This is a genomic window from Paraburkholderia phenazinium (assembly GCF_900142845.1).
GTDB classification, from domain to species: domain Bacteria; phylum Pseudomonadota; class Gammaproteobacteria; order Burkholderiales; family Burkholderiaceae; genus Paraburkholderia; species Paraburkholderia phenazinium_A.
The window spans coordinates 114975-135841 of sequence record NZ_FSRU01000003.1 but is presented as its reverse complement, the minus strand read 5'-3'; the positions used below and the strand labels follow the sequence as shown (position 1 = coordinate 135841).

16 protein-coding genes are annotated in these 20867 nt (G+C 65.0%); 10 read left to right on the top strand and 6 right to left on the bottom strand.

The window, feature by feature from the left end:
* Nucleotides 1–20 precede the first annotated feature (20 nt).
* The 5 genes from BUS12_RS34215 to trpS all read left to right on the top strand — a co-directional run bounded on the left by BUS12_RS34215 (nt 21) and on the right by trpS (nt 6195).
* Entirely contained in the window at nt 21–1148 is a 1128-nt protein-coding gene (locus tag BUS12_RS34215) for an OpgC domain-containing protein (RefSeq protein ID WP_074301952.1), read from the top strand.
* A gap of 231 nt (nt 1149–1379) precedes the next feature.
* Complete coding sequence (locus tag BUS12_RS34210) at nt 1380–2801, top strand: HdeD family acid-resistance protein (protein ID WP_074301951.1); 1422 nt, start codon at nt 1380–1382, stop codon at nt 2799–2801.
* A gap of 328 nt (nt 2802–3129) precedes the next feature.
* On the top strand, nt 3130–4047 hold the full coding sequence (locus BUS12_RS34205) for a transglutaminase family protein (RefSeq protein WP_074301950.1): 918 nt from the start codon (nt 3130–3132) through the stop codon (nt 4045–4047).
* A gap of 54 nt (nt 4048–4101) precedes the next feature.
* Nucleotides 4102–4932, top strand: a complete 831-nt coding sequence (locus BUS12_RS34200) for a transglutaminase-like domain-containing protein (RefSeq protein ID WP_074301949.1) — start codon at nt 4102–4104, stop codon at nt 4930–4932.
* A gap of 219 nt (nt 4933–5151) precedes the next feature.
* A complete protein-coding gene (gene trpS, locus BUS12_RS34195; RefSeq protein ID WP_074301948.1) occupies nt 5152–6195 on the top strand; it encodes a tryptophan--tRNA ligase in 1044 nt (347 codons plus the stop codon).
* Nucleotides 6196–6240: 45 nt separating this feature from the next.
* Here the strand turns inward: trpS and BUS12_RS34190 are convergent, their stop codons facing one another.
* Together BUS12_RS34190 and BUS12_RS34185 are read right to left on the bottom strand one after the other, a co-directional pair.
* Nucleotides 6241–6708 carry a VOC family protein gene (locus BUS12_RS34190; protein ID WP_074301947.1) on the bottom strand — a complete coding sequence of 156 codons (468 nt, stop codon included), beginning with the start codon at nt 6706–6708 and terminating at the stop codon, nt 6241–6243.
* Nucleotides 6709–6928: 220 nt separating this feature from the next.
* On the bottom strand, nt 6929–8077 hold the full coding sequence (locus BUS12_RS34185) for a CaiB/BaiF CoA transferase family protein (protein WP_074301946.1): 1149 nt from the start codon (nt 8075–8077) through the stop codon (nt 6929–6931).
* Nucleotides 8078–8470: 393 nt separating this feature from the next.
* Between BUS12_RS34185 and BUS12_RS34180 the strand changes: the two genes are divergently transcribed.
* Nucleotides 8471–10318, top strand: a complete 1848-nt coding sequence (locus BUS12_RS34180; RefSeq protein ID WP_074301945.1) for a sensor domain-containing protein — start codon at nt 8471–8473, stop codon at nt 10316–10318.
* Between the two features lie 86 nt (nt 10319–10404).
* Here the strand turns inward: BUS12_RS34180 and BUS12_RS34175 are convergent, their stop codons facing one another.
* The gene (locus BUS12_RS34175; RefSeq protein ID WP_074301944.1) at nt 10405–11289 is read right to left on the bottom strand and encodes an alpha/beta fold hydrolase; all 885 of its coding nucleotides are present in this window, start codon (nt 11287–11289) and stop codon (nt 10405–10407) included.
* 51 nt (nt 11290–11340) lie between these two features.
* Nucleotides 11341–12591 (bottom strand): MFS transporter, encoded by a 1251-nt coding sequence (locus tag BUS12_RS34170; RefSeq protein WP_083640790.1) that lies wholly within the window; start codon nt 12589–12591, stop codon nt 11341–11343.
* A 104-nt stretch (nt 12592–12695) separates the two neighbouring features.
* On the opposite strand from BUS12_RS34170, the gene BUS12_RS34165 reads away from it, so the two are divergent.
* The 4 genes from BUS12_RS34165 (at nt 12696) to BUS12_RS34150 (ending at nt 18621) form a co-directional block, all read left to right on the top strand.
* Nucleotides 12696–13592 (top strand): LysR family transcriptional regulator, encoded by an 897-nt coding sequence (locus BUS12_RS34165; RefSeq protein WP_074301943.1) that lies wholly within the window; start codon nt 12696–12698, stop codon nt 13590–13592.
* Nucleotides 13593–14075: 483 nt separating this feature from the next.
* Nucleotides 14076–14474, top strand: a complete 399-nt coding sequence (locus tag BUS12_RS34160; RefSeq protein WP_074301942.1) for a hypothetical protein — start codon at nt 14076–14078, stop codon at nt 14472–14474.
* 95 nt (nt 14475–14569) lie between these two features.
* A complete protein-coding gene (bamA, locus tag BUS12_RS34155; protein WP_083640788.1) occupies nt 14570–16885 on the top strand; it encodes an outer membrane protein assembly factor BamA in 2316 nt (771 codons plus the stop codon).
* Between the two features lie 299 nt (nt 16886–17184).
* A complete protein-coding gene (locus BUS12_RS34150; protein WP_074301941.1) occupies nt 17185–18621 on the top strand; it encodes a TIGR00366 family protein in 1437 nt (478 codons plus the stop codon).
* A 75-nt stretch (nt 18622–18696) separates the two neighbouring features.
* On the opposite strand, the gene BUS12_RS34145 is transcribed toward BUS12_RS34150, so the two are convergent.
* Nucleotides 18697–19041, bottom strand: coding sequence for a hypothetical protein (locus BUS12_RS34145; protein ID WP_083640786.1), 345 nt, complete (start codon nt 19039–19041; stop codon nt 18697–18699).
* 113 nt (nt 19042–19154) lie between these two features.
* The gene (locus tag BUS12_RS34140; protein WP_083640785.1) at nt 19155–20858 is read right to left on the bottom strand and encodes a tannase/feruloyl esterase family alpha/beta hydrolase; all 1704 of its coding nucleotides are present in this window, start codon (nt 20856–20858) and stop codon (nt 19155–19157) included.
* Nucleotides 20859–20867: the final 9 nt, after the last annotated feature.

Here is a 20867-nt window from a genome sequence, read left to right as displayed (position 1 = left end):
AGCAAACGGAGTCGTCGTTGATGAATTCCCCCGTCCGCCGATCGCTCGAAGTCGACTTCCTGCGCGGAGTCGTCCTGATCGTGATCGCGCTCGACCATATCCAGGGCAGCGTGCTGTCGCGATTCATGCTGCACAACTATGCGTATTGCGACGCGGCCGAAGTATTCGTGTTTCTTGGCGGCTATGCATCGGCGGCTGCCTTTATGAATGTCGCGACATATCGCAGCGAGCACGCCGCCAAGCGACGCTTTGTGGTGCGCGCATGGGAGATCTACCGCGCATATCTGTTCACGGCCGCGCTGATGCTGCTGGCCGGCGCTGCGCTGATGCTCGGGCATGTCGATTCCCCGGTCGTGGGCGAGACAGGGTGGGGCGATCTGCTGCGGCATCCGGTCGGCACGTTGCTGGGCATCGTCACGTTGCGTCATCAACCGTTCCTCTCCGCGGTGCTGCCGATGTACACGCTGTTCGCGCTCTGCGTGCCGCTCTCGGTGCCGCTGGCGAATCGCCGGCCGGCTGTGGCGCTGTTCGCAAGTCTGGCGGTGTGGCTGGCCGGCGCATGGCTCGCGCGCGTGCTGCCGAGTGCGGATCCCGGCGGCTGGGCTTTCAATCCGTTCGCCTGGCAACTGATGTTCATGCTCGGCATCCTATGCCGTCTGCATCCGGTATCGAACGCGTTTCAGGTGTCGAGGGCGGGGCGTTCGCTGACCGTGGCGGCTATCGCGGTGGCGCTCACCTTTGCGTTCGTCAAGCTGTGCCTCGAAACCCAGGCCACGCCAGGCTATATGAAGCAGAACCTCGCGGCGGTGCGCGTTGTCAGCTTTGTGGCGATTGCGTGGCTCGTGGCGCAAGCGGTGCGCATGCAGGCAGTACGCTGGATAGCAGAGCGCTTGCCGGCCGTTGTCACCGTCGGCAAGCAGGGCCTCGTGTGCTTTGTCGGCGGCACGGTCGTGTCGATCGGCGTCGATACCGCCGTGCGGCTCGCGAGAGGGCCGGCCTGGCTGAACGGGCTGGCGGGCGACGCGGTCGCGATCGGCGCACTGCTGTTGCTCGCCGCCGTCGCGCAGAAATGGAAGGCGCAGAAAGCGCGTCCTGCTCCGCTGCGTGGCGCGGCGGTGCCCGCGAGAGCGGGGCGGCGCGACGGTTGAGTGAAGCAGCATAGCGGCGAGATCGCGCGACGGCTGAGGCGACGCGCTGGCGTACCCGCGCCGCATGAACCGGCGGTGCGATCTCCCCCATTTTTCTCGCAGCTTCGGTGCGGCGCCATTGCGGCATACCGCGAGCCTGCGATATAACCGTGAAAGGCACGTTGCCGCGCAGCCTTCCGGGGTCCTGGTGCGGCGACGCTCGAACACGGCGCCGGCATCCGGAGACTGACGATGGTTCGTCTGGTGATGATCCTGTTGGGAGTCGACTATCTGCGCACCCGTTGGCGCGCGCTCACGACAGCGGGCTGGATCAGTCTGATCCTTGGCATCGCGGTCTTCATCGACGCGCTCGACAGCGCGCTGTACTTCCCGATCACACCGTTCGCCTGCCTGCTGCTGCTCGAAGGTCTCGCCACGCTCACGGTCGCCTGGACCGGCATGGGCGGGCAACGCACGCTGCGCTACGTGAAAGGCCTGGCGTTCTGCGTGGCCGCGCTTCTGATCCTCGCCGGCCATCATCACGGCAACTTCATCCTCTCGATGATCTTCGGCACGCTCTTTTTTGCCGATGGTCTGTTGCAGATCATCTCTGCGCGCGTCGTGCGCTTTCGCACCTGGCGTTTCGCGGTGGCTGGAGGCGTCGTTGAAATCGCGCTGGCGATTTTCTTCTACCAGCCGTTTCCGACCCACTACGTGGGCACCGTTCCGTACTGTCTCGGCCTTGGCCTGATGTTCGGCGGCTGGAACATGATCCTGCTGGGCTCGCGCGTGCGACGCCTGTCGTCGAACCCCGCGGTGGCCGCCGACGACGCCGCGCAGGCCGCCAGCGCGACCGTCGAGCCGCCGCAGCCGCCGCAGCCGGGGCCGGCCGTGGGCGTGTGGGACGGTCCGCCGGCCGCGGACGAACCCGCGCTGACCGTGCACGTGTGGACGCCGGTCGGATCGTCGAAGGGCGAGGCGCGCCGGCAGCCGATCATCGACCGCTATATCGCCGCAGTGGACCGCAACGGCGTGATCTCGACCGGACATGCGGCCCTCGAGTCGCCCGAGGGCGTCTACATCAGCCTGTATCCGGGCGTGGAGATCGACCGCTCGCCGGACGAGTTCACGCGGCTCTTGCGGGCCACTCGCGAGAACGACGTGCCGGGTTTGTTCCAGCCCGACTACGGGACCGAATCGACGGCCTGGTGCGCGTCGACGGTGCAGGTGCGTATCCGCAACTACGATCCTGCGCGGCTGCGGCGCTTCTGGGAGACCTACCGGCAGGATACGACCTACAACCTCACGTACCGCAATTGCTCGAGCACCGTCTCGCGCGCGCTGGAAGCGGCGATCGAAGGGGCGTCGGCGCGCGTATGGGGCCGTCACAACGGCTGGCGGCCGTTCCTGAGAGTGATCGCCACGCCCGAGTTGTGGGTGGCCGCCCAGGTGCGCAAACGCGCCGCGACGATGGCCTGGACGCCGGGTCTCACGCTCGACTATGCACGGGCGCTGAGCATGCTGGCGGACCCGCGGCGCTCGGGCTGGGTGAAGATGGCGCGGCTCGCGCTCGGCACGATGTACCGTTCGCGGCGGCAATGGGCGGAGGAGCAGAAGACGGCGCCGAAGCTGCATGAGAACGGGCAGGCGGATACAGCGGGCCGTAGCGTCTGACCGCTGCGGCGGTTCAAAAACGCCCTGTCTATCAGTGCAGCCTGCCCCGTTTCGACGTCGTCCAGTAAAGTCGAACCGCATCAACCACTTACGGGTTTCGTCAGATAGTTATCAACAGATTTGCGAACAGAAACTGGGGATAACTATCGGGTTCTCCACACGCACGACCGCCAGCCTCAACCAAATGAGTACTTTCCACCAATCTGGCGGGTGTATGCTGGGCCGGAGGATGTTTTCTGCGCAATCAGTGTCACCACCCTGAATGTCAGACGCGGCGAGATAACGCCGGCGGCGGTCGCTGCCGTCCCTGCTGTTCCAGCAGGTTTTCATGGGCGGTTACGTGACCATCGAGTTGATCCCGGGGGCCAGCAGGGTCACCGAACCGCAGCGTTTGACCGTGCGGCATGTGAGTACCTATCGGTACTCGGAGCCGGTGCGCTTCGGCGAGCACCGGATGATGTTCCGGCCGCGCTCGGGGCACGACGTGCGCGTCGTCGCCACCCAGCTGGTGATCTCGCCGGCGCCGTCGCGGCTGCACTGGCTGCACGACGTGTTCGACAACTCGGTGGGCGTGGCCGCGTTTTCCGGCGAGGCGCCCGAACTGTGCTTCGATAGTCAGGTGGCCCTCGAGCACTACGAATCGCCGCTTCCCGATTACGCACTCGAACGATACGCCGCCACCTGGCCGCTCGCCTACACCAACGAGGAAGCCTCGGATCTCGTCAACGCGCGCAGCCGGCAATACCCCGACGCCGAGGTGGATCTCTGGGCTCGCCGCTTTCTCGCGACGCGCGGCGCGACGTCCACGATGACGCTGTTGCGGGCCATGACGCAGGAGATCAAGAGCGGTTTTCGCTATGTGCGGCGTACGGAGAAGGGCGTCTACCGTCCCGCCGATACGTTGCGTCATCGCAGCGGCAGTTGCCGCGATTTCGCGGTGTTGATGATGGACGCGGTGCGCTCGCTGGGGCTCGCCGCGCGCTTCGTGAGCGGCTACATCTTCGTGCCCGATTTCGACACGACGCTTGGCGGCGGCGCCACTCATGCGTGGCTGCAGATCTACCTGCCGGGCGCCGGCTGGGTGGACTTCGACCCGACCAACAGCATTATCGGCAATCGCCATCTGATTCGCGTGGCGGTGGCCTGGAACTACTACCAGGCGCTGCCGCTGTGGGGGACCTGGCATGGCGCGGCCCATTCGTTCCGCGGCCTGCAGGTCGACGTATCCGTGACTGAGGATGTTTGAGAGTCCTGATTGATTGTTCCAACCGAAGGTCTTGACTGAAGCAAGGGCGGTTTTATGAAATTGCGCGTGGGTTACGATCTGGTCTACGAGTGTGAGCAAGCCACTCCGATGATGCTCATGCTGAACACGCATTATTCGCGGGTGCAGGATGTGCTGAGCGCCGACGTGCTGAAGGTCGACCCGCCGGTTCCGATTACGCAGTACCGGGACGGCTTCGGCAATCTGTGCAGCCGCATCTTTGCGCCGGCGGGACGCATCTCGCTGTCGACCACGGCGGTGCTCGAGATCTCCGCGGAGCCCGAGACGATCGCGCCGAACAGCTACCAGCATCCGGTCGAAGAGCTACCGAATGAAACGCTGATGTTTCTGCTCGGCAGCCGCTATTGCGAAACCGATCTGCTCTCCGATCTCGCGTGGCGCCTGTTCGGCAAAACGCCGATGGGACGGCCGCGGGTCCAGGCGATCTGCGATTACGTGCATCGTCATATCGTGTTCGGCTACGGCCACGCGCGGCCGACCAAAACCGCTTGGCAGGCCTGGAACGAGCGCACCGGCGTGTGCCGCGACTTCGCGCATCTGGCGGTGGCGCTGTGCCGCGCGATGAATATTCCGGCGCGCTATTGCACGGGGTATATCAGCGATGTCGGCGTGCCGCCGCCGCACAGTGCGATGGATTTTGCGGCGTGGTTCGAGGCTTATCTGGGCGGCACCTGGCAAACCTTCGATCCGCGTAACAACGTGGCCCGCACGGGGCGGGTGTTGATGGCGCTCGGGCGCGATGCTGCGGATGTGGCCTTGAGCAATACCTTCGGTCCGTCCAAGCTGATCGGGTTCAACGTGCATTGCGCACCGGAAGTGGAGCCGACGGTGGCGCCGCTGGTTTGAGATGTGGGCGTTGCTGGGGTCGTTGTCAACGCCCGCGCGCCTATGGCATCCTTACGCCATGTGCACGATGAACGTCCCCCTGATCTACACTTGGTGGCGCTCCTGAAGGAGCGGCATCGTCACGTCTTTACTACGACCATGACCGCCGCAGTCGGGCTGACATGGTGCTGTATCCCCGGTTAGCTTGTCCTGCGGCGGCGCTTTCAGAGAGCCCGTTTCATGCAAGACAACCTGAACCCCACCGCCTCCCCCCGTCGTACCGTACTAACCGGCGACCGTCCCACCGGTCCGCTGCACCTTGGCCATTATGTCGGCTCGTTGAAGACCCGTCTGGCCTTGCAGGAGACGCACCAGCAGTTCGTGCTGGTCGCCGACACCCAGGCCATGACCGACAACGCGCACGACCCCGACAAGGTGCGCCGCAACGTGCTCGAGGTCGCGCTCGACTACCTGGCGGTCGGCATCGATCCGGGCAAGACCACCATCGCGGTGCAGTCGGCGCTGCCGGCGCTCGCCGAGTTGACGCTGCTGTACATGAACTTCGTCACCGTCGCGCGCCTCGAGCGCAATCCGACCATCAAGGAAGAGATTCAGGCGCGCGGCTTCGGCCGCGATATTCCGGCGGGCTTTCTCTGCTATCCGGTCGCCCAGGCGGCCGACATCACCGGCTTCAAGGCCCACGTCGTGCCGGTCGGCGAAGACCAGGCGCCGCTGATCGAGCAGACCAACGAAATCGTTCGCCGCATTAACCGGCAGGTGGGCCGCGACGTGCTGCCCGAGGCGCAAGCGCTGATTCCGACCACGGGCCGTCTGCCCGGCGTCGACGGCAAGGCCAAGATGAGCAAGTCGCAAGGCAACTCGATTCCGCTGTCGTCCTCGGCCGATGCGATCCGCGAGTCGGTCCGCAGCATGTATACCGATCCGAACCATCTGCGCGCTTCCGACCCGGGCACGGTGGAAGGCAACATGGTCTTCACCTATCTCGATGCCTTCGACGAAGATCGCGCCACCGTCGAGCGTCTGAAAGCCGAGTACCGCGCGGGCGGCCTCGGCGACATGGTGGTCAAGCGCCGCCTCGAAGAGCAGTTGCAGGCGCTGATTGCGCCCATCCGCGAGCGGCGCGAACAGCTCGCGCGCGAGCCGGGTTATGTGTTCGACGTCCTGCGTGCCGGCACACAGCGCGCGCAAGCGGTCACGCAAGGCACGCTGGACGACGTGCGGGCGGCGCTCGGCACGTTTTCGTTCGATGCGGTGACGCGCTGAGCGGCTGGGCGGCGGCGCAGCCACCTGCGCTGCGCCGCCGCCGGCTCATTGCTGCATCGCGCGCACGGCCGCCTGCATCTCTTCCATCGGCACATCACGTTGATGCGTCGCCACCGACCAGCGATGCCCGAACGGATCTTCGAGCTGCGCGAAGCGGTCGCCCCAGAACATATCGGCGGCGGGCATCGTGATGCGGGCGCCGGCCGCGACGGCCTGCGCGACCACGGCATCGACATTCGGGACGTACAGGTGAATCGCCACCGGCGAACCTTTCAGGGCCCTCGGCCCGAGCATCGAGCAGCCGGCCATTTCGTCGACCAGCATCAGCATCGAGTCGCCGATCTTCACACAGGCATGCATCAATTTGCCTTCCGGACCGGGCAAGCGGAACTGTTCGACGGCGCCAAACGCGTCGCTATAGAACTGGATGGCTGCGGCGGCGCCGGCGCAAATCAGATGCGGCGTCAGCGAGTGCATTCCTTCCGGAATCGGTTTGACAGCGGGTGCGGACATGGCGGTCGCTCCTTGTATAAGCGGGTTCGTGAATCAGGAGGCCTTGCCGGGTTCAGCAGGGCTTCATCCACATGACGAGCGGGAAGACAGGAAATCGACACGGCTACGGGAAAATTTATCGCGCCGGCGGGGCAGGCGGCCCGGGTGGCACGGGTGGCGCTGCCGGCCAGTGGTCAATGAGCGGTTGCTTCTTCGAGCCTCAGCCCGCTGCTTCCCCGGATCACACCACGCGCGCCTTCAGCCTCGCGAGAATTTCCTGGGTGTGCTCGCCCACTTTCGCCAGCGCCTGGCGCACCCCCGGCCGGCGGCCGCCCATCAGGAGCGGCAGCAGGACGACGTCGGTGGTGCCGCCGTCCTCTGTTTCCATCGGCACCAGTCCGCCGCTCGCTTTCAGGTGCGGATCGTCGAGCAACTGATCGGGCCGCACGATCGGCGCGTACGGAAGCCCAGCGGCTTCCAGTTGCAGCGCGAGCGCGTCCGCATGATGGTCCTTGAGAATCGCGCCGAGCCGCTCGAGCAGTTGCGGCCGCGCGGCGACGCGCAGCGCGTTGCTGGCGAATTGCGGTTCGGCGACGAGTTCGGGGCATTGCAGCACCTCGCATAGCGTCACGAACTGCCTGTCGCTGACCGCGCCGATAAAGAGCTGCTCGCCGTCGGCCAGCGTGAACACGTCGTAGACGCTCCATGCGGAGACGCGCGAGGGCATCGGTGGAGGTGCTTCGTGCGTCATCGAGTACTGCTGCATATGCTGGGCGCTCAGGAACACGCAGTTTTCGAACAGCGCGCTTTGCACCTCCTGCCCGCGGCCGGTGGTGTCGCGCTCGCGCAGCGCGGCCAGCACGCCGATGGCGCCGAACATGCCGCCCATGATGTCGTTGACCGAGGTGCCGGCGCGCAAGGGCCGGCCCACCGGGCCCGTCATGTAGGCGAGGCCGCCCATCATCTGCACGACCTCGTCGAGCGCGAGGCGCTTTTCGTAGGGGCCGGGCAGAAAGCCTTTGTGCGACACGTAGATCAGACGCCGATAGCGTTTCGAGAGCGTCTCGTAGTCGAGGCCCAACTGCGTCATCAGCCCGGGACGGAAGTTTTCCAGCATGACGTCGCACTGGCCGATCAGTTCGACCGCGGCGGCGTGGCCCTCGGGCGTCGTGATGTCGAGCACCACGCTTTTCTTGTTGCGGTTGAACGAGCGAAAGAAGCCGATGCCGAGGCCCGGCAGCTTGCGCGTCTTGTCGCCGCCGGGCGGTTCGATCTTGATGACCTCGGCGCCCAGGTCGGCGAGGATCATGCCGCAGGTCGGGCCCATGACCATGTGGGTGAATTCGACGACGCGCAGGCCATCGAGCGGGAGAGGCGTGGGGATGCTCATGGAAACCTCAGACGGAAAGCTTGGGCGGCATGGGAGCGCCGACGTTGTGCTAATTTCGGGCATTCTGGACAATCTATAAAGCGGTATTTCGAGCCGTCGCTCGGCCAGCCCCCTCGGTCTGCTGTCATCCACCGCCGTCCGCAAAAATGCTGCATGACGGCGTAAATGCGGATGGGCAGACGGAAATCGTTATGATGATATTGAGGCAAGGGAGCGGCCGGGCGTCGCCGGACCGTTCGCGGCCGCGCGACGATGCGTTTGCGGCTGCGCACGGCACATTCGAATCATTCTGAGAGCGGGCGAGTTATGAGCAGGCGTCTGGATTGGCGGCAGTTCCCATGTGCGCACGCAGGGGCCGGCACACGCAGGTCTTTGCGCTGAAGGGGCGGCCGCATGCAATACGATCTCCATGCCGACCCGCAGGTCCACGAAAGCGCACTTGCCGCTGCACCCTATGGCGTGTTCCTGTGCGCGGCGGACGGCACCTTTTGCTACGTCAACGCGGCTTACGAGCAACTGACCGGCTACCGGGCGGACGAGCTTGTCGGCCGTCGCACGTTCGATTCGCTGCACGACCCGGCGGAGCTCGCGCGGCGCCGCGCGGAATTGCCGGGCGTCGGGCGCTGGGGCCTGGACACGCCGGGCGCTGCGGCGTCGACATCCCTCATGAGTCCCACCCGCTACGAAAGCGAGTGGACCTACGTACGGCGCAATAACACCCGTATCGCGGTCATGCTGGCTCTATCGCCTCTGACGGGCGAGGCGGCTTTCTCGCGGATACCCGGACGCGCCGGCGATGAACCGATCGCTCTCGACCGCGACCGTGGCGCCGGCAGCAACCCCGCACGCTACGTGGGCATGGCCGTCGAGACGACCCGCTACGCGCAATCCGAAGCCAGGCTCTGGTATGTCTCGCATCATGACGGCGTCACGCGCCTGCCGAACCAGACGCTCTTCGCCGAGCGGCTCGACCTGACGGTGGCGCGGTGCCGACGCGACGGCACGGGCTTCGCGGTGCTGCTCGTCGAACTGAACTCGCTGCGCAAGCTGCGCGACGCGCTCGGTTCGTACGCGGCCGAACTCGTATTGCAGATTGTCGGCGAGCGCCTGCGCGGCCTGATTGCGTACGAAGGCACGATCGCCTCAATGAGCGGCGCGCAATTCGCACTGCTGGTCAACGAGACGGGGGCCGCCGCCGAGGCCCTGGCCGCGGCTGCGCTGGCGCGCATCTCGGAGTCCATCGACTGTTCGGGCACACCGCTCACGATCACCGCAAGCCTCGGCTGCGCGACCTATCCGGACGACGGCGCCGACGTGTCCACGCTGATGCGGCGGGCCAATGTGGCGTTGTCGGCGGCGAGCGCGGCGGGTGGCAATATGGTGCGGCGTTTTTCGGCGGCGCTCGAAGGGCAGGCCGCACGCCGCTTCGAACTTGAGACCATGTTGCGCGAGGCGCTCGACCGCCAGCAACTGCACCTGGTCTATCAACCGCAGATCACGCTCGCGACTGGGCGGATCGCGCAGGTCGAGACCCTGCTGCGCTGGCGTCATCCGGAGCGCGGCTTGATCAGCCCGGTCGAGTTCGTGCCGGTCGCGGAGGAAGCGGGTTTGATCGAGCGGATCGGCGAATGGGTGATTCGCACGGCGTGTCGCGATGCCGGCCGGTTGCTGCGGCTCACCGGCTCGTTGCCGCGGGTGGCGGTGAACGTGTCGCCGCAGCAATTCCAGCGGCAGAATCTGCTGGCGACGATCGAAAGCGCGCTGCACGACGCGGGGCTCGCGCCGTCCTACCTCGAGGTGGAAATCACCGAAGGCGTTTTGCTCGGCGATACCGAGGAGGCGCTGCAGACCTTGCATGCGCTGCGCAAGCTGGGTGTCGAAGTGGCGGTGGACGATTTCGGCACCGGCTATTCGAGTCTCGCGTACCTGACGCGCTTTCCGCTGAACCGGTTGAAGATCGACCGGTCTTTCGTTATCCGAATGATGGTCGATCCGCAATGCGCGGCGCTGGTGGGCGCGATCATCGCCATGGCGCACGCGTTGAAGCTGCGTGTGACGGCGGAGGGTGTCGAGACGGAGGAGCAGGCCGAGCGGTTGCGCGAGCTCGGCTGCGATGAGGTGCAAGGGTTCTGGTTCGCGCGGCCGCTTAGCTTTACGGCGCTGCGCAATTTGCTGGCGCCGCTGGGGCATGAGTCGGCGGGGGTGATGCCGACGGGCGAGGGTGATGCCGTAGGTAGTTGATATTGGCCGACGCGACGGGGGCGCCGCCGCGACCCGTGCGACTTTGCGCATCGATCCGCGCGCGGCGCGAAAGCAGCCTCACGACCTCACACCATCACCCCAGAAAGAAACCGCTCCATACGCAACGCCACTTCATCGCACGCTTCGTCCAGCACGAAATGACCGCCCTCCAGCAAGTGAACCTCTGCGCCCGGCACATCGCGCTGATACGCATGCGCGCCTTCCACAGCAAACGACGGATCGTACTTGCCCCATAGCACCAGCGTCGGCGGCTGCTGCTCGCGCAAATACCGCTGCCACTGCGGATAACGTTCTACGTTGGTCCGGTAGTCGTAAAACAGCTCGGTCTGAATGTCGATCTGGCCTGGACGCGAGAGAAACGCGAACTCGTCGTGCCAGCTATCGGGATCGTAGCGCTCGGGACGCGGGCTTTTGCCGACGTGGCGCAGCCGGGTCGCGTCGAACGACAGCAGATTGGCCCGCAACGCGGCTTCGTGGGTCGCCCGGTCGCGCCAGAATGCTTTGCGGGTATCCCACAGCGGCCCGAGTCCTTCTTCATGCGCGACGGCGTTCTGCACGATCAGCGCGGCCACCCGTTCGGGATGCGCGAGCGCCAGCCGGAAACCCACCGGGCCGCCGTAGTCCTGCACGACCAACGCATAACGCGTGAGCGCCAGCTTCTCGGTGAAACGCACCATCACCTGGGCGAGCTGGTCGAAGGTGTAGCGAAACTCCGCGGGCGACGGCGCGCTGCTATGACCGAAGCCCGGGTAGTCGGGCGCGATCAGCCGGTAGTGTGGCGCAAGCAGCGGCATCAGCGTCTCGTACATGCGCGACGACGACGGAAAGCCATGCAGCAGCAGGACAACGGGCGCGTCGGCACGACCGGCTTCGCGATAAAAGATCTCGAGTCCGTCGATGTGGACGCTTTGGTAACGCATGTCTGTGCGAGTGGATGTGGATGATGGCATCGCAAACCTCCTGATTAAGCGTGGATTGATGGCGCGTATAAACGAAGCGGGTCATAAGCTGGCGGTGGTGCGACTACGCAAGCAGTCGAAGAGATGCAGCAACCCCGCCGCGGCGAAGAACACGAGTGCCACGGCGCACACGCCGGGCCAACCCCAGCGCGCCAACGCGGGGCCCGCAACCGCTGCACCGCCGGCACTGCCTATAAAAAAGAGCCCGGTGTACAGTCCATTGACACGACCGCGCGACTGCGGCGCCAGCAGGTTGATGGCGCGCCGGCCAAGCGCCTGATCCGCGATCACGCCGCCGTCGATCGCAAGTGCGGCAACCGCCAGCAGTCCGATCGACACCGCGCGCGACACGCCATCGCTCAACGCCCACGCCGCGACGAACGCAGCCACGATGGCGACGCCGTGCGCGACCATAGTCGTGCGCGTCGTATGCCCTCGGTCGCCAAGCCGTCCGGCCAGCGGCGCGATGATGACGCTGCCGCCGCCCGCAAGCGCAAAGAGCGCGATATGCGTGCTGTCGAGTTTGAGCGGCGAGCGGGCGAGCACCACGGCCACGCTGCTCCAGAAGACGTTAAAGCCGGCCATCAGGAATCCCTGGTAAAGGGCCCGGCGACGCAGGACTGGTTCATGCGCAACCAGCCGGCCCATCGAGGCAATCAGCGCGAGATACGACGGCGCGCCTACTGGGCGGATGTCCGGCAGCCGCGGCACCACCAGCAGCGTCGCGACGGCGACCAGCACGGCGTCGACGGCAAAAAAACCGCGCCAACCGACGGCTCCGCCCACCACGCTTGCAAGCGGGCGCGACAGCAGGATGCCGAGCATCAGCCCGCTCATGACGTTGCCGACCACCTTGCCGCGCATGTGCGGCGGCGCGAGCGAGGCTGCTGCGGGCACCAGCATCTGCACCGCGCTCGCGGTGACGCCCACCGCAAACGACGCGCCGAGAAATACCGCCGCCGTCGGCGCCACTGCGGCAACGACGAGGCACACCACCTGGGCGCACAGCGTGCCGGCGATCAAGGCGCGATTCGGCCGCCGGTCGACAAGCGGCACGAGACCCACCAGGCCCGCGGCATAGCCTAGCAGCGTCAAGGCCGTGACGAGCGTGATCGCCGCGCCGAGATGCAACGATGCGTTCAGCGACGGAATCAAGGTTTGCGAGGCATAGAGCGGCAGAACCGCGACGGCCACCATGAGCGCGAAGCGCACGGTGGGGACGTCGTTCGCGAAGGGCGCGTCGGGCGCGTCCGGTGTGGCTGCGACTTCCGTTTCGAACAGGGGCGCATTCATGATGGGCGGGTTGGGTGGAGGAGTGTTCGATGCTACTCTCACGTTCATCAAACACAATTAGCGTGCAGACCGATACATCATCACGCTGAGCGGGAGAATCCGGCATGGACGCATTGCGCGAACTCGAAACCCTGGTGGCCGTCGTCGAAGAGGGCAGTCTGACGAGCGCCGCGCGCCGGCTGGGCCGCTCGCTGCAGGCGGTAAGCCGTTCGTTGCAGATGCTCGAGAAGTCGCACGGCGCGACGCTGATCGTACGCACCACGCGCACCTGTCACCCGAGTCCGGCCGGCGTGAAGTTCTACCAGCGCGTCAAAGGCGCGTTCGCCGAACTCGAACTGGCGCGCACGGAATTGGCGGAAGAGGCGCAGCAGCTCAGCGGCCGCTTGCGCGTCAACGCGCCGACGCTGTTCGGCCCGCGCTATGTCGCGCCGCTCGTCGGCGAGTATCTGCAGCGCCATGCCGGGGTGACGCTTTCACTGGATTTGACCGACGATTATCGCGACCCCACCGAAACCGGCGCCGACGTGACGATCCGCATCGGCGAGACGCCCGATTCGCGGCTCGTCGCGCGGCGCCTCGGCACGATCCGGCGGGTGGCGTTCGCGGCTCCCGGTTATCTCGCGGAGCACGGTCGGCCGCTGCGTCCGCAGGACCTGGCCCAGCATGCCTGCGTGATTCGTACCGGCTTGCCGCACCCGGCGCGCTGGACTTTCCGATCGCGTCAAGGCGAGGAGATCGCGGTCAACGTCGCCGGCCGTTTCGACAGCAACCAGGTGGCGGCGGTCAACGCGGGCGTGCTGGCGGGCATGGGCATCGGACTCGCGGCGTTCTGGCAGATCCGCGACTGGCTGGAGGCGGGACGCGTCGAGCTGGTGCTGCCCGATTACGAACCCGCCGGACTGCCGCTGCATGCCTTATGGTTGCGCACGCGCAAGCTGCCGGCGCGCACGCGTCTGCTGATCGATTTTCTCGCCGCACGGCTCATCAACGAGCGGTTGTAGGCCTCGGGAAGTCGGCCGTGGACCGGCGCGGCCATGTCTGTTTCTTGCAACCCTCGCAATGCCGATCCCATAAATTTATACAGTCGGCTGGCAGCCTTGTGCCAGAATGGCGCGTAAAATAGCTTACGAAGAGACGTATATCAATATTACGTTTGCCGTACGTTCGGAGGCTGGCTGGCGGCACGCGCCGGCAACCTGTGCGGGGCGAGAGGCTCGCCGGTTGCGGAATTATCCGCAGTATCGGGCTAAGAGAGGCGTCAAGAAGGCTATGCTCGTCGCCCGACGCACCTCAGATGTTGCGTCCGATATTTTTCGTGCTATGGTATGAAAATTCTCTGGGCTCGCTCGGAGAGGGTAAGTATGACCGTAGGAAATGTATGAAAGTTGTAATGAGGTTGAGGTAGTCTGTATGGAATCCCAGTGGGTCGCACGGGGGCCAAACCGTTCTATACTCCGGAACTGGCTTTATTCTGGAGTCTTTGTATGTCCCAGACGGTGGCCCTTGCAATCGACTCGCTGCACGGATTCGAGCTGACGGAAGACGGCCAGTATCTGATGCTGCAGAGTAATCAGCCGGACCGGATTGCGTTGCATTGCTCGGTGATGCACCAGTTGCTGGCGGCTGTATCGAATGCGATTGGCTGGTCGGAGCGTATCCGGCACAAGAAACAGAGCGTGAAGTTTGCGATGCCGTGCGAAGCATGGGAAATCGGCGAGGATGCGGGCGTTGCGCCGCATCTGGTCATGACCTTCCGCCTGCCCGGTGGCGCTGAGTTGTCTTTCCAGGTGGCTCGCTCGCAAGCACGCCATATGACGGAAGCGCTGGCTGTGGCAACCGGACTTGCGCCCGCCGACGACATCTCAGGCATCAGACTGCAGTAGACCCAAGAGACATCCCATCCGCGCCGTGAGCCAGAGATTGGAAAAAAATCGGCGGCGGTTCCCATGTTGCATTGAAATCTTGTCGCTTATCCTGCATGAAGGTTCAAACACTATCGGCCCGCAGCGCTAGGGCGCTGACATTTATCGGCCTGAGCGTCACCGCAGTCTCGGCTTTTGCCACCGACTCATTTGTGGTTCGCGACATTCGGCTCGAAGGCTTGCAACGCGTCGAACCGAACACCGTTTTCTCGTATCTGCCCATCAAGCAGGGCGACACCTTCACCGACGACAAGGCTTCTGAAGCGATCCGTGCGCTGTACGCGACCGGCTTCTTCAACGACGTCAAGATCTCGACCGAAGGCGACGTCGTCATCGTGCAGGTGCAGGAACGCCCGGCGATCGGCACGATCGACTTCTCGGGTCTCCACGAATTCGACAAGGACAACCTGACCAAGGCGTTGAACTCGGTCGGGCTCTCGCTTGGCCGTTACTACGACAAGTCGCTGGTCGACCGCGCCCAGCAGGAGCTGAAGCGTCAGTACCTGACGCACGGCTACTACGCCGCCGAAGTCACGACCACGATCACGCCGATCGACCGCGACCGCGTCGGCCTGCTGTTCTCGGTGATCGAAGGACCGAGCGCGAAGATCCGCCAGGTCAACTTCATCGGCAACAAGGTGTTCAGCGACAGCACGCTGCGCGATGAAATGCAGCAGTCCACGCCGAACTGGTTCTCGTGGTACACGAAGAACGACCTGTACTCGAAAGACAAGCTCACCACCGACCTCGAGAACATCCGCTCGTACTATCTGGATCGCGGCTACCTCGAGTTCAACATCGATTCGACTCAGGTTTCGCTGTCGCCGGACAAGAAGGACATGTACCTGACGCTCACCCTGCACGAGGGCGAGCCGTACACGATTACGGGCATCCATCTGGCGGGCAACCTGCTGGATCGCGAAGCCGAGCTGCAGAAGCTCATCAAGATCAAACCGGGCGACCGCTTCTCTGCCGCCAAGCTGAAGGCCGCCACCAAGGCAGTGGTCGACAAGCTCGGCGAGTACGGTTACGCATTCGCCACGGTGAACGCGCAGCCGCAGATCGACCAGCAACATCACACGGTCGACCTGACGCTGCAAGTGGATCCGAGCCGCCGCGTCTACGTGCGCCGGATCAACATCGTCGGCAACACCCGCACGCGCGACGAAGTGGTGCGCCGCGAAATGCGCCAGCTCGAAAGCTCGTGGTTCGACTCGAGCCGCCTCGCGCTGTCGAAAGACCGCATCAACCGTCTCGGCTACTTCACCGACGTCGACGTGACGACGGTGCCGGTGGAAGGCACGGCTGACCAGGTGGACGTGGACGTCAAGGTCACGGAAAAGCCGACCGGTTCGGTCACGCTGGGTCTGGGCTACGGTTCCGGCGAAGGCCCGATCATTTCGGCGGGCGTTTCGCAGGACAACGTGTTCGGCTCGGGTACGAGTCTCGCGGTCAACGTCAACACGGCAACCACGTTCCGTACGCTGACGGTGACGCAGGTCGACCCGTACTTCACGGTGGACGGCATCAAGCGCATTACCGACGTCTACTACCGCACCAGCGAGCCGCTGTACTACTCGAACACGACCGACACCAGCTTCCGGATCATTACCGCCGGCGCGGATATGAAGTTCGGCATTCCGTTCTCCGAATCGGACATGGTGTACTTCGGCCTCGGCTTCGAGCAGAACCGCCTCGACGTCGACTCGACCACGCCGCAAAGCTATATCGACTACGTGAACGACTTCGGCCGCGTGTCGAACAACGTCCCGCTGACGGTAGGCTGGTCGCGCGACAATCGCGATAGCGCGCTGGTACCGAGCCGCGGTTACTTCACGCAAGCGAACGCCGAATGGGGTTCGCCGATCGGCAGTACGCCTTACTATAAGGCGGACCTGCAGGCGCAGTATTACTACTCGTTCGCGCGCGGCTTCGTGCTGGGCCTGAACTTCCAGGGCGGTTACGGTAACGGCCTCGACGGCAAGCCGTACCCGATTTTCAAGAACTACTACGCAGGCGGTATCGGTTCGGTGCGTGGCTATGAGCCGAGCTCGCTGGGTCCGCGCGACGCGTCGACGGGCGATCCGATCGGCGGTTCGAAGATGCTGGTGGGTAACATCGAACTGACGTTCCCGCTGCCGGGCACCGGCTACGACCGCACGCTGCGCGTCTTCACGTTCTTCGACGGCGGTAACGTCTGGGGTACGGAAGGCAACAGCGTGGGTGCGAACGGTCTGCGTTACGCGTACGGTGCGGGTCTCGCGTGGATCTCGCCGATCGGGCCGCTCAAGCTCAGTCTGGGCTTCCCGCTCGTCAAGCACGCCGGCGACCAGTACCAGAAGTTCCAGTTCCAGATCGGGACCGCGTTCTAAGCATCGCCACGAGGGCAGCCATGGGCTGCCCTCAGTCTTTTCCCCTTCCTCGCAGCATCCATTCTCCAGACAAACTCGCTCGCGTTTGCCCGCCCGGGCAGGTCTTCGCTCGCGCTTCGCATGCGTCTGTCCGCTATGCCGGCGCCACTGCAGCAAATCCGGAAATCAGGTAGGGTTCGTGCCGCGAATACAGCGCACCGGCGTGCGCGTATGCTGCATTTGCCGACCCTCAGCGCGCGTCTGAGGCGCGGCTCGTGAGACATGCCGCCCGACGGGACGCGGCCAGAGGAAGAGACATCATGGACAACAACGAAACCGGTTCAGCCCACCCCCATCCCCACCCCAGTGAGCGCCGGCGCGGCGTCGTTGCGGGTCTCGTCTACGTGTTCGAGCAGGTTATGCCGGACCCGTTCGTCCTGTCGATCGGCCTGACTCTGGTGGTCATCCTGCTGGCCTTCGCGTTTGCGCCGCACGCCACGTTGCCGGTGATCCTCGCTTCCTGGTACGGCGGCACCTTCAACATCCTCGGCTTCGCGCTGCAGATGATCCTGATTCTCGCCACCGGCTACGCGATCGCCGAAGCACCGCTCGTGCAGCGTGGCCTGCGGGCGATGGCCGCGGGCGTGCATACGCCGGCGCGGGCCGCGCTGCTGGTGTTTCCGATCGTCGCGGTAGCTGCATGGCTCAACTGGGGGCTCGGCCTGATCGTGGGGGCGCTGCTGTCGCGTGAAATCGCCAGGCGCGTGAAGGTGGATTTTGCGTGGCTCGTCGCGGGTAGCTATTCGGCCTGGTCGGTCTGCAATAGTGGCCTGTCGAGCTCCATCGCACTGTCCCAGGCCTCGCACGGCAATGCCCTGAACCTGGTGGAGAAGGCCACCGGCCAGGTGATTCCGTTGAGCCAGACCGTGTTCGCGCCGTTCGTCTTCATCCCGACCGTGCTGGTGGTGGTCGTGATGACCGCGATCTTCATCCGCATGCATCCGAAGCCCGAACACGTCGTGGCGTTCAGCGAAGCGGCGCCGGAAGCGGGGAGCGACGCAAAGGCGGGCGCGAATGCCAACGCCGCGTCCAACGCCGACGCCGACCCGCATGCCCGCGGCGCATTGCCGAGCTCGTTCGCGGCCCGTGCCGAGCGCTCGATGCTGGGCACGCTGATCCTGCTCGCGCTGGGCATCGGCTATCTTGCGATGACCTGGTCTGCGAAGGGTTTCGAGCTGGACATCAACACCACGATCCTGATCTTCCTGCTGGTGGGCCTCGCGCTGCAGCGCACGCCGATCGCCTACGCGGATGCGATTCGCCGTGCCGCGCGGCAGACCGGTTCGATGCTGCTGCAGTATCCGGTGTACGGCGGCATCATGGGCATCATGACGGGGACCGGGCTGGCATCGACGATCGCCAAGACCTTCGTGGCAATCGCCACGCCGGTGACGCTGCCGGTGCTGAGCTATCTGAGTTCGCTCATCATCACCTTGCTGATTCCGAGCGCCGGCGGCCACTGGGCGGTGCAGGGGCCGTTCGTGTTGCCGGCGGCGCTGAGCCTGCATGCGTCCGTGCCGCGCACCGCCATGGGTGTGGCGATGGCCGAAAACGTCTCGAACATGCTGCAGCCGTTCTGGGCGGTGCCGGTGGTGGCGATTGCGGGCATTCGCATCCAGCGCGTGATGGGCTACACGGCCGTGACCTTTGCGGTGTCGCTGGTCATTTACGGTGCGGCGCTGTGGCTGATTCCATAAGCCACCAGTTCAACTGACCACACCCGCATGCACGCCGTCGGTGCGTGCCCTCCTGCCGTCGCGCAGTTAAAGGCCTCAGGTGACCGGGGCCACCATCATGATGGCGATGACTTCGCCGGCCGTGGCAATCGCCACGGCCGACTCCACCGGATTGGTGTTGAGAAACGTCCATAGGTCGATATCGTCGCGGAACTGACTCCAGGTGCCGAAAAACCCCAGTGACAGAATCAGTCCGAACAGCAGGCTGAAGCCGAGCATCACGGACAGCCATTTGTCATGAGTCAGAAGATTGGCGGCGAACGAGAAGGCGGCGAGGCAGACGACCTGGGCGGCTAGAACGACGAGCATGCCGGGATGGTACTGAATGCCTTTGTAAGTGAACGAACGCGACAGGCGTGAGCGGTCATAGCGATTGCCCATGGTCTTTCCTTGCGAGTCCCGGCTCGGCAAAACGTGCGGTGGTTCTGTTTACGGTACGCCCAAATTCAATGAAGTCAAGGCGCAGCGGGTAAGGGTAAGCGAGCGACGGCAGGCTACGGTTCCACGCAGGTAAAACTGCTCGCATGGTTGACGTTGCCCTTGCCGAGATAGCGCGGAAACATCGGATACCTGCATAACGGTCGCGTGCGTCCGTTCGTCGGCGCGGCGATATCGGTCGCGGTCAGCGTCTCGGGCGACACGCCGTGCGTGACCCAGTTGTCGAGTGCGCTCAGCAGGTCGACTGAGGGAATGAATACGCCATTGCCGTGCTGATAGCCCGGCACCATGTAGAGCCGCATGAACGAATCGACCTTGTCGCTGCCGTACCGCGCGATCAACGCGTCGTGGTACGCAATGGTCTGATTGGGGCTGATGACTTCGTCTGCGAGTCCCTGCAGCGTAATCAGCTTGCCGCCGCGCGCGATGTAGCGGGCGAGGTTGGTGTCCAGCGCGCCGATCGTCTGCGACAGCGCGAACAGTTGCCGCTGGTAGTGGCCCGGATGCAGCAGGTCGAAGTTGATGGAATTGAACGTCGCGTCCTGAGTGATGAAGTAGCGCAGGTAGCTGTCGCCCTGGGTGAACAGGTAGCCGTTCGCCCGGAAGGTCGGCGACGGCAGCCGCACCGGATCGTGCGCAAGGCCGAGCACACCGGTCAGGCGCGTGCCCTCCAGCACGTTGTAGCCGGTGTAGCGGTTCGCGTTCCATGCGAGCGGGTAGGGTAGCGCGAGGCCGTCGCGCAGGACCAGCAGCGTCGCGATCTGCGGCTCCGTGAGGCACGCGTCGTCATTGGCCAACGGCGCGGTTGCCGCGTCCGCCGGGCAGCGCAGCGAATCGATGATCTCCTGCTCGTGCCGGCGGCAGCCTTCCACGTCGCTGACGATGCCGTCGGCCACGCCGTCCAGCTTGTCGCACATTTCCAGCGTGCGTTGATAGACCCGCTCGAGCAACGCGGGCGGCACGTAGCCGCCCGGCACGCCGTACTCGGCGTGGCCGAGCGCGACGCCAAGCAGACGCACGCCCGAGAAGTTGAGCGCGGGCGAGTTCGCGATCACGCCGTCGTAGTCGTCAGCAAAGCGCTGTATCACCGTGTAGCCTTCGCGGCCACCGGTCGAGCCGCCGGCGAAGTACATCTTCTCCGGTGGCCGCCCGTACACGCGCTCGATCAAGGCAAGCACGGCGTCGTGGGTCTTCTTCAGATGCGCGTAGCCGAAATTGATCACCGCCTCGTTGACGAGACCGAACTCGGCGAACGCGGAGTTGCCGGTATGGCCGGAGTCGTCGCCGAAGGTCGCATAGCCCTCGGCGAGCGGTGCGTGGACCGGCGAGAACGGCATCACGCCGAGGCCGCTCACCACTACACCGTCATAGCCGCCGCCACCCAGTTGCAGCGCCCGGCCGTTCCAGCGCACCGGCAGGTTCAGGTCGAAGTGGATATCGGGCGTGCTGGTTTCGACGGCCTTGATGCTGCCGGTGATGCGGCAAAACTCGCCGCTCTGGTTGCCGCTGGCGGTGGCGGGAATCATCGTCGCGCTGTCGATATGCACGCCGCGGGTTGGCAAGGCGATGAGCCGGGCGGGCAGCATCGCGCCGGCCAGCGGCGCGCATTGCGCGGCGAGCGGCGCGGCCTCCATCGACAGCGCCATGGCTGCCGGGGGCGCGAATAGCAGCGTCGGGCCGAGCAGCGCGAGGCTCACGCGCGCGCGCCGCCATGCTGCGCGGCGCGCTAGTGTCACGCCTCTTGCCGCCCTCGTAGTCATCCGCACCTG